The 12,885-nt window shown below is 46.7% G+C and carries 10 protein-coding genes and 1 pseudogene; 6 read left to right on the forward strand and 5 right to left on the reverse strand.

Annotated features, from left to right (window positions below; all coding sequences use genetic code 11):
• Nucleotides 1–120 precede the first annotated feature (120 nt).
• Nucleotides 121–318: a hypothetical protein gene (locus tag ACUJFL_RS07300; RefSeq protein ID WP_226750851.1), complete on the forward strand. Its 198-nt coding sequence runs from the start codon at nucleotides 121–123 to the stop codon at nucleotides 316–318.
• Between the two features lie 14 nt (nucleotides 319–332).
• Here ACUJFL_RS07300 and hdfR read toward each other — a convergent pair whose 3' ends face one another.
• Nucleotides 333–1,181, reverse strand: coding sequence for an HTH-type transcriptional regulator HdfR (hdfR, locus tag ACUJFL_RS07305; protein WP_445426558.1), 849 nt, complete (start codon nucleotides 1,179–1,181; stop codon nucleotides 333–335).
• A 129-nt stretch (nucleotides 1,182–1,310) separates the two neighbouring features.
• On the opposite strand from hdfR, the gene maoP reads away from it, so the two are divergent.
• Nucleotides 1,311–1,658, forward strand: a complete 348-nt coding sequence (maoP, locus tag ACUJFL_RS07310; RefSeq protein WP_226750853.1) for a DUF413 domain-containing protein — start codon at nucleotides 1,311–1,313, stop codon at nucleotides 1,656–1,658.
• A 42-nt stretch (nucleotides 1,659–1,700) separates the two neighbouring features.
• Here maoP and ACUJFL_RS07315 read toward each other — a convergent pair.
• Nucleotides 1,701–3,783, reverse strand: a pseudogene (locus ACUJFL_RS07315) (putative bifunctional diguanylate cyclase/phosphodiesterase).
• A gap of 222 nt (nucleotides 3,784–4,005) precedes the next feature.
• Complete coding sequence (locus tag ACUJFL_RS07320) at nucleotides 4,006–6,771, reverse strand: insulinase family protein (protein ID WP_445428866.1); 2,766 nt, start codon at nucleotides 6,769–6,771, stop codon at nucleotides 4,006–4,008.
• 219 nt (nucleotides 6,772–6,990) lie between these two features.
• Between ACUJFL_RS07320 and sixA the strand changes: the two genes are divergently transcribed.
• Nucleotides 6,991–7,554, forward strand: coding sequence for a phosphohistidine phosphatase SixA (gene sixA / locus ACUJFL_RS07325; RefSeq protein ID WP_445428867.1), 564 nt, complete (start codon nucleotides 6,991–6,993; stop codon nucleotides 7,552–7,554).
• Here sixA and smrB read toward each other — a convergent pair.
• Nucleotides 7,495–8,070 (reverse strand): endonuclease SmrB, encoded by a 576-nt coding sequence (smrB, locus tag ACUJFL_RS07330; RefSeq protein WP_445426562.1) that lies wholly within the window; start codon nucleotides 8,068–8,070, stop codon nucleotides 7,495–7,497. The genes sixA and smrB overlap by 60 nt on opposite strands.
• Before the next feature lie 49 nt (nucleotides 8,071–8,119).
• On the opposite strand from smrB, the gene prmB reads away from it, so the two are divergent.
• From prmB to ACUJFL_RS07345, 3 genes are read left to right on the forward strand one after another with little or no spacing between them, the layout of a single operon-like run.
• Complete coding sequence (gene prmB / locus ACUJFL_RS07335) at nucleotides 8,120–9,076, forward strand: 50S ribosomal protein L3 N(5)-glutamine methyltransferase (protein WP_445428868.1); 957 nt, start codon at nucleotides 8,120–8,122, stop codon at nucleotides 9,074–9,076.
• Nucleotides 9,077–10,195: a chorismate synthase gene (gene aroC / locus ACUJFL_RS07340; RefSeq protein ID WP_226750859.1), complete on the forward strand. Its 1,119-nt coding sequence runs from the start codon at nucleotides 9,077–9,079 to the stop codon at nucleotides 10,193–10,195. It abuts the gene before it with no gap.
• A gap of 9 nt (nucleotides 10,196–10,204) precedes the next feature.
• A complete protein-coding gene (locus ACUJFL_RS07345) occupies nucleotides 10,205–11,371 on the forward strand; it encodes an MFS transporter (RefSeq protein WP_445428869.1) in 1,167 nt (388 codons plus the stop codon).
• 4 nt (nucleotides 11,372–11,375) lie between these two features.
• Here the strand turns inward: ACUJFL_RS07345 and ACUJFL_RS07350 are convergent, their stop codons facing one another.
• Nucleotides 11,376–12,767, reverse strand: a complete 1,392-nt coding sequence (locus ACUJFL_RS07350) for a coniferyl aldehyde dehydrogenase (RefSeq protein WP_445428870.1) — start codon at nucleotides 12,765–12,767, stop codon at nucleotides 11,376–11,378.
• Between the last annotated feature and the right edge of the window lie 118 nt (nucleotides 12,768–12,885).

Here is a 12,885-nt window from a genome sequence, read left to right on the forward strand (position 1 = left end):
AGGGCCCTTTTTACGTTTATGCGACTAAAGATTAACAGGAAGGCCTGCAGATTGCTGTTATAATCAACAGCACAGTGAGGGCTGACCCATATCAACAGTAAAGCAACAAAGGGGGCAATTGTGGTTGTAGTGCCAGTAGTATGGTTAATGGTTGTTATAGGCGTATACATTGCGGCCTTACGCAGTGGCATGCGAGCATTGCAATGGGCCATAGCGGCGCTATTCACTGGGCCTTTATTACTTCCGCTGTTTAACAGTTACAAACGTTTAGCCATTCATCGCGCCCGCACCAAAAACGCACGTATCTTCAGGCCTTAATTCGTCAATCGGTATTAGGTTTGCCATTGTTGGAGCAAGCGTATCACTGCTTGCAGTTGTGGTTGATATTCTTTATCAGTTAAATAGGCCGCATATAAGTCGAGCGTTAAGCTGGGCATTGCCTCAAGCGGTTTTAAGGTACCTTCAGCCAACTCGGCACTGACAAATTGCGCGGGTAAATAGGCACAACCGCCTTGTTGTAACAACCAGGCTTTAGCCAAACTGGCGCTGCTGGTTTTTAACTGCACCACTTGCTGCTCGGCAAAATGACGCTGGTGTTTAACGTCAAAGTTGCTCCCCCAATCGACATAGCAATAACGTTCATCGGGTTTGCCCGCAGCGTGTTGCTCTTTGCAGCTACTGACTGGCAGTAAGTGGATCTCGGTTAATTTAACCAGCGTGATCTCATCGGTTTTTGGTGGATCAAATAAGATGGCAATATCTAATTGATGTTCCAATAATTGGCGGGTACTGGCTTCACGGTTTAAACTGTCAGTACGCCAGGTAACATCGGGTTTCGCGGCGGCTAAAGGTAAAAACACCGGCAGTAACACGCTTTCCCACAAGTTGGCTGTTGCGCCAAGTGATAATTGCTGTAACTGTTGTATGCTTTGTGCTACATCCTGACGGGCGCGTTGTAATGCACTTAACATGGTTTGGGCATGAGGCAGTAAACGTGCACCTGCCGCCGTTAATTGAATATTATTGCGATGGCGCACAAACAGATGAACACCGAGTTGTTGTTCCAGTTGTCGAATGCGAAAGCTCACCGCCGATTGGGTTAAATAGAGGTTTTCAGCAGCCTTCCCAAAATGTCGAGTATGCTGTACTTCTAAAAAGGTTTTTAATAACTCAGTATCCAAAATGATTCCTTTGTGATATTTATCGTAAGCATAAAAAATTTTTGTTTTACGACAGGAAATTTGTTAACCATACTCCGCACAGTTTAAACAGGCTGGCTTGATATTCAACGAGATGAGAGGAAAAAAGTGATGCAGCAAAGTTTTGTCGCTAATCGTCGCTTTTTCGATGACCGGAATTTCCCACGTGGTTTTACCCGGTCAGGGCGCTTTACTCTGGCAGAGGGTAATCTGTTAGAGAAACATGGTTTGGCAATGCAGCAACTGGATCAAGGTGCTAGAGCGCCAGTCAACGAAGAGGAAGAGAGGTTTCTGCTCGTCTGTCGCGGCGAAGCTGAAGCAACGACACCTTATGAGAAGACCTGGCTAAAGTACAAACAACGCTTAGCAGAAAAGCGTAAGTTCCACACCGTATTTGGTAAAAAACGTATTGCGGATGGAGCAGATGATTTCTCTTACGTTGAAACAGATACTGATTAAAAAAAGCCCTTAGGGGCTTTTTTTATGTCTGCTGTTTGGCTGCTACCAATTATTACCGTTTGCTGTCAGGCTTAAACGGGGCTTTTTTTGTTCATGTAAAAAAGCTGCAAAATCGTCTGCTGACAGTGGCTTACTGTAGTAAAACCCTTGAATAATTTCGCAGCGCAGTTTTCTTAGCTGCTCTAATTGTTCAAGGGTTTCAACGCCTTCAGCCACCACCGATAAACTTAAGTTATGCGCGATAGTCACAATGGTATCCACCATGTTGCGGCCACGGGCGCTGTTCATATCATCGATAAAGGCTTTATCAATTTTCAGCGTATTCAATGGGAATTGCTTTAAATAGGCTAGTGATGAATAGCCGGTGCCAAAATCATCCATGGCGAGGTGAATACCGCGAGCGCGCAGTTTTTTCATCGTATCGATGGCCAGTTTTGGCGATTCCATTACTGTGCCTTCAGTGATCTCTAATTCTAAGTGATAAGATGCCAATTGGGTTTGCTGTAAAATATCGTCGATTTGATCACACAAAAACGGCAGCATAAATTGTTTGGCCGATAAGTTTACCGCTACCCGCCCATGAAACAACCCTTGGTCAATCCAGCGGCGCACATCTGAACAGGCTTTGCGCAAGACTACAGTACCAATATCAACAATTTGTCCGGTTTCTTCTGCAACTGGAATAAAACTCGCTGGGCTGACTAAGCCGCCTTTGGGCGTAATAAAGCGCACCAGCGCTTCCATACCGACCACTTTACCGCTGAGTAAGTCCATTTTCGGTTGATAGAACACCGCAAACAGATCTTCTTTTAAACCATGGCGAATTAAATTTTCGACTTGCAAGCGTTTAACCGCTTGTTTGTTCATGGTGTCATTAAAAAATAGATAGCGATTCGCGCCAGCGCTTTTGGCGTGATACATCGCGGTATCGGCGTTGCGTAACAGCGCTTGCGGATCTTTGCCATCCTCTGGGAACAACACGATACCGATACTGCTGGTGACGACCAGTTCATGTTGTTCGATAGCAAAAGGCGCATTAATTTGCTGCAGCATGGCTTTGGCAAGACTGGTAATGGCATGAATATCATTGGTATTGCTCAGTAAAATGGCAAATTCATCGCCACCTAACCGATATAGCCTTTGCCGGAACAGTTTGTTGTTATGTAGTCGTTCTGACAATTTACATAACAGCGCATCGCCTAGTTCATGACCAAGTGAGTCGTTAATTTTCTTAAAGTTGTCTAAGTCGAACACTAAAAGTGCATGCTGGGTGTTATCTTTGACTAGACTGGCCAGTTTATTCATAAACACCGCCCGATTGGGCAGTCCGGTCAGCGTATCGCTGTTGGCCAATCGATTGAGTTCGGCATCACGTCGTTTACGCTCTGAAATATCAGAGAATACGGCGACATATTGAGTGATAAAGCCTTGTTCGTCTTTAATCACGTCAAAGGTTAATTCGGCTTGATAGTAATCACCGTTGGTTTTTAGTTCACGGATCTCATCACTCCAGCGGCCTTTTTTGTACCAAGGTTTTTTCAATTTCTTGTAAGAAGCGCGGCGGATACAAGCTAAGTTTAAAGCGGGTTTGTAGCACGCTTTCCCGAGTATTGCCGGTAATGTTGCTAAAAGCGGGGTTCACTTCGAGAATATTAAACTTGGTATCGCAAATCACCACGGCATCTGAAATGTTTTCTAGACAGCGTGCAAATAATTGCATTCTGGCTTCAGCTTGTTTTAACTGGCTAATGTTTTTCAGCGTGCCGGTCATTCGCTGTGCTTTGCCTTCGTTGTTATAGGCAACAATTTTTCCGCGATCTAATACCCAGATGTAATTATCATCTGCCGTGCGTAAGCGATAACTTGATTCAAAAAATGGGCTATTTCCGGCCAGATGCTGCGAGAGTGCGCTACTGACGCGTTCTAGATCTTGTGGATGAATAAAATTTTTGTTCGGAGGAAAGTTTTTTCCTTCAGGCGGCACAGAGAGGGGGTCAAGCCATGCACTGGAGCGATACAGCTCGCCACTTTCGATATTCCAATCCCATAACTCATCACCGCTACCCCAAATGGATAAACGTAAACGCTCTTCGCTTTTTGCTAAAGCTTGATGGTAAGTGCGCATGCGGCGCTGATTAAATTGGGCAAGTAAAAAACCTGCGACGGCAATAGCCATCACAGTGTAAAGCAGATAAGGTTCAATGATGGTCCAGTCGATTACTGTTGCTGCTAGATAAGGCGAAAAAAAAGCCAATAAAATCAAACTGCCAAGCGTAAATTTTTTATAAGACATTTATTATTGTTTTTGTGAATATTCAAGCTAAGTTAACGAAGATCAGCAAGGCTGTCAAAGCAAATTCAGCCCCGCTAACAATTCAGTTTTCAAGAGAGTTTTTACATGGCTATTGCTGGGTGCCGGATCGGTTGCTAAAAACAGCACATCGTAGTCGGGTGCGAGAAGTTGTTGTAAAAACGCAATAAAGGCTTGCCGGCTTAGCGTTGCTAAGGCCTGTTGAATATCTGCGGTAAGACTAAACTGATAATCTTGCTGGCCAAGAGCTAGCCACAATCGCTTGGCACGTGCGCCTAAACTGGTATCACGCTCGGCCAATTGCGATAGCATACTCTGTTTTAATGCGGCGAACTCGTCAGACGTTAACTGCTGAATTTGCTCTAAAAACTGTTGAAAAAACGCTACCGTCGCGGCATACAGTTTATCTGCTGTTGAGTCGGGCGATTGTACGTAAAACGCTAAACCTGGCAGGGTATTAATCGGTACATAACCGGTGCCGACTAAATAGCCTAATTGTTGCTCTGTGCGTAATTGATGAAAATAGCGTGGCGACATCACGTGGTTTGCCAACATAAAGCAGGCCATTTGGTCGGCCGTTTTTTGCTGCGCTGCGATATAAATAACAATAGCATGATCGGTTTGACCACTGGCGACACTCTGTAACCAAACCGGGCCAAGATCTTTAATACCGTTTTGCCGCGCAGGCAACGCAGGGCCACTAGAGTGCTGTGCCGCTAACCAGGTTACTAATAGCTGCTGTAAGTCAGCCGCTGCCGCGGTAGGCCAGTTGCCTACCAATAAAGCTTCCAAATGGATCTGTTGTAAAAGCTGCTGCTGAAATTGCTGAAACTGCTCAAAGCTTAATGCCGCCAGGGTGCGTTGTAATAAATCTAACTCAGGGTTTTGCGGCTGCAAAATGGCTGATAACTGACTAAATAACTGCGCGACCGGCTTATTTTTACTACTGTTTTCCCAGTGTCGGCACAGTTGATGTTTGAGTTCATTGAAACGTTGCTCACTAAATTCAGGCTCGGGTAATTGGCTTAAAATATCGCTAAGTAAACGAATTTGGTTCGTAGTCAGGCCAGAGGTTTGTAAACTGACACCTTGACGATGTACGTGAAGATAATAATTTAATCCCGCAGTAGTCGCGGCATACAATTGCTGATTAAAGCGATCCAGTACAAGTTCTACCCACAAGCGAGAGGCAGCTAACTGCGTTAAGGTTTGACAGCTATTAGGCAGGGTTAGCTGCACAAAAATATGGCCTTTGGGGGTGTTAAAATCTGTGTCTGCTTTATACCAAATATGTAGGTCATCACGCTGACATACTGCTTGTGGTAAAGGCATATGCGCACTGTTTGGCAATAACGATAATTCGGTTTGTAAATACGGATTCGGTGCTGGCAATTGCATGGCGCGTTTAAGGGGTTGTTGGCTTAATTGCTCAAGCCACTGCTTATCTAAACGGACAATACTGTAGGGGGTATGATACCAGCGCGCTTCACAATTAACTGGCACCTCATCAGCCACCAACATAATGCGCATATTGTCACTACAAAAATACCCCAGCAGTTCTTGATATAGCGCCTCGGGCGGTAATTCCATGCGATAATCGCCGAAAATAATATCCTCAGGCGGGTAATGCTGCATATTTAGCGATAAATCGCCCGCGGTTTGTAAAGCACTACTGGGCTCATAAAACTGAAATGACCATTGCAATAAACGTTGCCGCTCGACAAACAGTGCCTGATTGAACCCGGATTGTTTTAGCAGCTTAATTTGACTAAACAGTGCCGCCACAATATCGCGATAATGCGCGCGGCCACTGGCCGTCAGTTCAAAGGCAACGGTGAAATCTTTGTAATTACTGCCATCAATACCGCCACCGGCACTTAATTGATTAACCAGTTCGCGTTCTTTTAAATAGGCCAGTAAAGAATGTTGCCCTTCATCGCCCAGCAGATGTGCGATAAAACTCACCAGTTTAAAGCGGTACCATAGCTGAATATCAGGCATGGCAAAGCTGACCACCAAACGGCTACTGCTTTTATGGGGGCGGATATTTAATTGAATCCCTTGCTGTTCAGGCAAATACAATGGCACCTGTACCGCAGGTTTTTTCGGAAGATGCGTTGGCAGTGCCGCAAAATGTTGCTCAGCCAGCGCGGCTAATTCAGCAAGTGATTGAGGACCAACTAAACACAAACTCATGCGGCTAGTGCTGTATTGCTGCTGATAAAACTCGCTGACGGCTTGTTGCAGGCTGTTGTTTGGTAAATCGGCGAGTGTTTGGGCATTCCCTACTGAAAATTTAGCAAAAGGATGCGCAGGGTTAATGCTTTCTTTGTGTGCTTGATAAATGCGGCGGCTATCATCTTTGAGTTTCATGGAAAACTCAGCTTCGATAGATTGCCGCTCTTTATCAACGTAGCTGGCACTAAACAAGGGCGCACTAAACATATCACCAAAACGGGCAAGGCCTTGCGCAAAAGCGGCGTGTTCAATATCAAAATAAAAATGACTATGTTCAGTGCCGGTCCAGGCATTATGACTACCGGCATGCTCACTGATAAAATGTTGAAACTCACCGGCGTTCGGATAGTGTGCCGAGCCTAAAAACAGCATATGTTCTAAAAAGTGCGCGAGACCTTCTCGTTCTTGTGGATCGTCAAAATGTCCGACATTAATGGTTAAGGCGGCGGCACTTTTTTCACTGTCAGCTTGGTGAACCAAAAGCACACGTAAACCGTTAGCTAACTGCAAATATCGGTATTGCTTTGGGTCATTTGGACTTTTTATCAGTTCATTATGTTGCAAAGCGGTTCCTTTATTTAGCATGAGGGCTTGTTGACGTTTGCGGGTTATCCGACCAAAGTTTCATAGCGATAAGTAATAACTAAACGCTATGTTATGCACAAATGATAGTTACGCTGACAACAGACTTTCTTTATCATAGCGCACTATTTTCACCTGACGCATGCTAATTTGCTCAATAGTCGAATCAATGGGACAAAACAGCATTATGGTAACAATTTCATGGTAAATCTCGTGATCATGCGACATGGCGAAGCACAGCCCTATGCGGCGGATGATAGCTTACGACAATTAACACCAGACGGTCAGAACGATGTGCGGCAAATGGCGTTGTGGTTAAAAACGGTCTATGCCAATCTCGATTATGTGTGGAGTAGCCCATACTTGCGTGCTCAGCAAACAGCCGAATTAATGTTAGAGCAGCAGCCCGCAGAATGCCAATTTAAACTCATACCCGAGTTAGTGCCTGATGCGCCAGCGGAAGCAGTGAAAGCGCAAATTGATGCATTATTGTTAGCCCAGCCCAACGCCAAGCTGCTGTTGGTATCACATATGCCGTTGGTGAGTTTTTTAGTCGAAAGTTTTACTGAACCCGGCCAAACCCCGATTTTTAGCACCGCCTCGTTAACTTGTATCAGTTACCAGCCAGGACAAGGGGGGTGGTGCAAGAGCGAAATAGACCACTGGCGTTGTCGGTATTACCCGAAATCTAAAAGGCGAATGGCTTTAGCGGCCAGGCAAATCCCGAAACTGTTGCTCGGTGCTTTGGTTAATTTTCAAAAGTAGTAATAAAGCGCCTTGTTTGCCCCAAGCTTTGGGCGCAGTATGAAAGGCGCGCACATTGGGATGCTGCACTAACCAATTAGGCACTTTTCGCGCTAAAATCCCTAAGCCTTTGCCATGTACCACGCAGGCACAGTTAAATTGCTGCTGCTGGCAATAAGCTAATAACCCGGCTAATTCTGTTTTCGCTTGTTGGCCGGTCATGCCATGTAAATCCAAAACGACTTGGGGCTCGATTTCTGCGCGGCGCAGGCGCCCAGCTAAATGCGGATCATCACCGCTTTGCACATAAGACAGGCTGCCTTGGGTATCGCTAAAAACTTCGTATTCATCAGAGAAAAAGAACAGCTTTTCAGCAGTTGCGCTATTCGAGGCCGCGCTGGGGCGTTTTTGCTTGCTGCGTTTGGCAACTGGCGCTATCTTGTCTTGCTCAAGCGGGCGGGTGCCAGCAACAAACTCCCGGAACAGTTCCAGCTCGTCTGGATCAAGGGTTTTGCTAGCTGAGTTTTTTTTCTGCATGCGCGCGGGTCTAATCAATATTTTGTTAAAATCTGGAGTGCAGCATACCATGACTGAGCAACCGCTATCACCTTTTCATCCTGAACAGTTGCAGGGGACCTTATCAGAACTGTGCACGGTACATGATTGGTTACGTTGGGCAGTAAGTCGTTTTCATCAGGCTGGAGTGTATTTTGGTCATGGTACCGACAATGCTTGGGATGAAGCGGCAGTGCTGTTAGCCCATGTGCTATTTTTACCGCCACTGACCGATGACAAACTGTTGCCCGTACGTTTAACCCTGCATGAGCGCCAAGCGTTTATCGATTTACTGCAGCAACGCATTGAACAGCGTATTCCAGCCGCTTACCTGACTCAGCAAGCCTACTTTTGCGAGCTGCCGTTTTATGTGGATGAGCGGGTGTTGATCCCACGCTCGCCGATTGCCGAATTAATTAAAAACAAATTTGCTAACTTACTTGAACCGGGTTTTACTCCTACGGCTATTTTAGATTTATGTACCGGCTCTGCCTGTATTGCTATTGCTTGTGCTTATGCGTTCCCTGATGCACAAGTGGATGCCGTGGATATTAGTCCTGATGCGTTAAATGTTGCGCAAATTAATATTGCGGAGCATCAATTAGAAGATCGGGTATTTCCCGTGTTATCTGATGGCTTTGCCGCCTTACAAGGCCAGCATTACGATTTAATAGTGACCAACCCGCCTTATGTTGACGCCGAAGATATGGATGACTTACCCGAAGAGTATCGGCATGAGCCCGAATTAGGCTTAGCCTCGGGTGTGGACGGGCTGGCATTAACGCGGCAAATCCTTCGCGATGCGGCAGCTCATCTTACCGAACAGGGCATTTTAGTTTGTGAAGTTGGCAATAGTATGGTTGAATTGCAGTATAGATATCCAGACGTCCCATTTAATTGGCTGGAATTTAACAGCGGTGGTCTGGGCGTTTTCGCGTTGACAAAGCAGCAGCTTATCAACAGTCAACATTTGTTTGAGGAAGCATAAATGGCAGGTAACAGTATTGGGCAGTTATTTAAAGTCACCACCTTTGGCGAAAGTCATGGTCCGGCCATTGGCGGAGTGGTTGATGGCTGTCCACCTGGTATGGCATTGACCGCTGAAGATCTGCAGTTAGATCTGGATCGGCGCAAGCCAGGCACGTCGCGTTACACCACTGCGCGCCGTGAAGAAGATACGGTGAAGCTATTATCAGGGGTGTTTAACGATACCACTACCGGCTGCTCTATCGGTTTATTGATTGAAAACACCGATCAGCGTTCACAAGATTATTCGAATATTGCCGCTTTATTTCGTCCTGGGCATGCCGATTACACCTACTGGCACAAATTTGGGATCCGCGATTATCGTGGCGGTGGCCGCTCATCTGCACGGGAAACGGCCATTCGAGTGGCTGCCGGTGCTATCGCTAAAAAGTATCTAAAAGAGCATTGTGGTATTGAAATTCGCGGTTATTTAGCCCAGCTTGGCCCGGTAAAAGCGGAACAATTACAATGGCATGAAGTTGAAAACAACCCATTTTTCTTCCCCGATCCAGATAAGCTCAGTGCTTTAGATGAGTACATGCGGCAACTGAAAAAGGACGGTGATTCGGTCGGTGCTCGCGTTAATGTGGTGGCGAGCGGCATGCCCGTTGGCTTAGGTGAGCCGGTGTTTGATCGCTTAGATGCCGATGTTGCGCATGCCATGATGAGCATTAATGCCGTAAAAGCGGTGGAAATTGGCGATGGCTTTGCGGTGGTCGAGCAGCGCGGTTCAACGGGTCGTGATGAATTAACGCCAACGGGTTTTAGTGCCAATCACGCTGGTGGCACCTTAGGCGGCATTTCCAGCGGCCAAGATTTATTAGTCAGTATTGCACTAAAGCCCACTTCGAGTATCAGTGTGCCGGGTAAAAGCATTAATACCGACGGTGAAGTCGTCGATATCGTGACCAAAGGGCGGCATGATCCCTGTGTTGGTATTCGAGCTGTACCCGTAGCCGAAGCGATGCTGGCGATTGTGCTGTTAGATCACCTGTTAAGACAGCGCGCGCAAAATGCCATGGTGCAGGTAACCACGCCGGATATTGCTGCTATTGCTCGTCAACAAGCTCCCAGCGAATAAGCGATTATTGTGTTCAGATTAACTGCCAAGCCAGCGTTATCGCTGGCTTATTTTGCTTACTTTGGTGTACTGGGCATCTTTGTGCCGTATTTTGGCTTGTTTTTAGATGGCCGCGGTTATCAATCGCCACAAATTGGTTTGTTACTGGCATTGGTTACCGCCACTCGTATTGTAGGCCCAGCGCTTTGGGGCACCTTAGCTGATCGTACGGCTAATCCTTTAGGGATCATGCGCTTTGGCGCCGGTATTGCTATTGTCGCTTGGCTTAGCAGCTTAGTCGATTTTGGCTTTTGGCCATTATTACTGGGTTTTGCGGTATTCAGCTTTTTCTGGACGGCGATTTTACCGCAGCTGGAAATCTGTACTTTTCATAGTTTAAATGATGATACCGGCAGCTACAGTAAAATTCGTACCTTTGGCAGTATCGGTTATATCGTATTAGTCATGCTGGGCGGCTGGCTTTATCAGCGCTTTGGCAGTGAGTTTATGCCGGGCACCGCATTGTTGTTTCTGTTTTTGTTGTTACTCAGTTTGGTTAATTTACCGCCGATGCCACCGCCACCAAGTAAAGATCAGCCCAAATTATCTTTTGCTGAGTTGTTTTCTAGTAAGGTGCTGTGGCAGTTTATGGCTGCGGCATTCTTATTACAGATGAGCTTTGCGCCGTTTTATGGCTTTTTTACGCTGTATAGCCGGGATCTGGGTTACAGCGGAACCCTTACCGGTTTGTTTATTGGTTTAGCCGTGCTGGCTGAAATCATCGCCTTTTATTATGCCGGACGTATTTTGCAGCGTTTTTCTTTTCGTCGGTTGTTGGCCTGCTGTTATGGTTTGACGGTGATCCGCTGGCTTATGTTAGCTTTTGTTGCTGATTCGCCGTGGCTGTTAGCGCTGAGTATGTTGTTTCATGCAGGGAGTTTTGCCATTGCCCATAGTTGCGCTATGCAGTTTATTCAGCAGTTTTTCCCCAAGGCACAGCGAGGGCGAGGCCAAGCTTTTTATGCCGGTATTATATACGGTGGCGGTGGTGCGCTAGGTGCTTATATCAGCGGTATTAGTTGGCAAAACGGCTTAGGCGCTGAACAAACCTATGTGCTGGCAGCGATAGCGGCATGTTTTGCCGCCATCTTAGCTTGGTGCTTACCTAAACAGATGCCTAAAGCGGCTTTGGTTTAACGCCTTAACGGGTGAGCCAGCGTAATAAAGCTTGAAATAGCGGCCGATCAAACGGTGGATAAATAAATTGGCTGCTACTAAAGCGGCCTTTTTCATGGATGGCTTTAAGGTGCGACAACCGTAAAAAGCCTTCTGGACCATGATAATAGCCGAGGCCTGATGGCCCGACACCGCCAAAGGGTAAATCATCTTGCGCGACTTGCAGCAAGGTATCATTAATGGCTACGCCACCCGCATGCACTTGCTCGAGCACTTGGCTAATTAACGCTGAGTTTTCGCTCATCAAGTATAAGGCTAAGGGCTTAGGCCGTTCTCGAATAAAGGCAATGGCCTCGTTAATATCATCATAAGGCAGCAGCGGTAAAACCGGCCCGAAAATCTCTTCTTGCCATAACTGACAAGCTAACGGGGCATCCACTACCAAAGTCAGCGGCAATAAGCGCTGCTGCGCGTTGCCGCCTTCGCTACAGGAAATTAAGGTTGCGCCGGCATCTTTCGCTTCTTGCAAAAGATGGCTGAGCCGTTGATATTGTCGCTGATTGACGATCGCACTGAATGAGCTGCCATTTGGGAAATCGGGGTAAAAACGTTTAAACCCCTTCTTGAGCAGACTGATTAACTCGGGCAGCTGGGCACGAGGCACTAATACATAATCTGGTGCGACACAGGTTTGACCGGCATTAGCCGTTTTACCAAATAGCAAGCGGTCGCTGATGCGTGCTAAGTTGGCGTCAGGAGCAATCAGTACTGGGCTTTTCCCGCCAAGCTCTAAGGTTACCGGCGTTAAGTTGGCGGCGGCGGCTTGCATCACTTTACGCCCAACCTGGGTTGAGCCGGTAAATAGCAAATGATCAAAGGGTAGGGCAGAAAAGTCGGCGGCGACCTTCGCATCGCCTTCAATAATACTGACGCTATCCGCACAGGCTTGCTGGCATAATTGGCGCAGTACCTGATTGGTTGCTGGGGTAAATTCAGATAATTTAACCAAGGCATGATTGCCTGCTGCCAGTGCCGTCATTAAAGGGCTCAATGCCAGAAATATCGGATAATTCCACGGCACAATAATACCTACTACGCCCAGCGGCTGTGGCATCACCCGGTTAGTGGCTGGCGCAAAAGTGTAATGAACATGCCGCTTTTTCGGGCGCATCCACGTTTTTAAATGGCGCAATTGATATTTTAAGCCTTGGCGGCAAGGCGCGATTTCCAGTAATCGGGTTTCATCATGACTGCGCTGGCCAAAATCGCTGGCAACGGCTTCGCATAGCGCGTGCTCAAATTGCTGCAAAGCACGCATTAAGGCAGTTAAACGCTGACGGCGGCGGGCAAGGCTTGGGTAAGGATCTGCATGAAAAGCCTGCTGGTGATGCGTAAACTGCTGTTCGAGCGAGGTCATAAAAACTCCTGATAAGAAACGATATTCAAGGATAAGTAGCAAAATCGGCATAAAACAGTTGGTGTAGCGCATAAAATCAAACTGCTGGGCGCAAATGCCGACTTACTGTAGAGCACTG

Source organism: Alishewanella sp. HL-SH05 (genome assembly GCF_052655985.1).

Excerpts from the sequence above, each read along its gene's own strand:
- smrB (WP_445426562.1), bottom strand. The coding sequence starts at position 8,070 with ATGCAGAAAAAAAACTCAGCTAGCAAAACCCTTGATCCAGACGAGCTG.
- ACUJFL_RS07350 (WP_445428870.1), bottom strand. The coding sequence starts at position 12,767 with ATGACCTCGCTCGAACAGCAGTTTACGCATCACCAGCAGGCTTTTCAT.
- sixA (WP_445428867.1), top strand. The coding sequence starts at position 6,991 with ATGGTAAATCTCGTGATCATGCGACATGGCGAAGCACAGCCCTATGCG.
- prmB (WP_445428868.1), top strand. The coding sequence starts at position 8,120 with ATGACTGAGCAACCGCTATCACCTTTTCATCCTGAACAGTTGCAGGGG.
- maoP (WP_226750853.1), top strand. The coding sequence starts at position 1,311 with ATGCAGCAAAGTTTTGTCGCTAATCGTCGCTTTTTCGATGACCGGAAT.
- aroC (WP_226750859.1), top strand. The coding sequence starts at position 9,077 with ATGGCAGGTAACAGTATTGGGCAGTTATTTAAAGTCACCACCTTTGGC.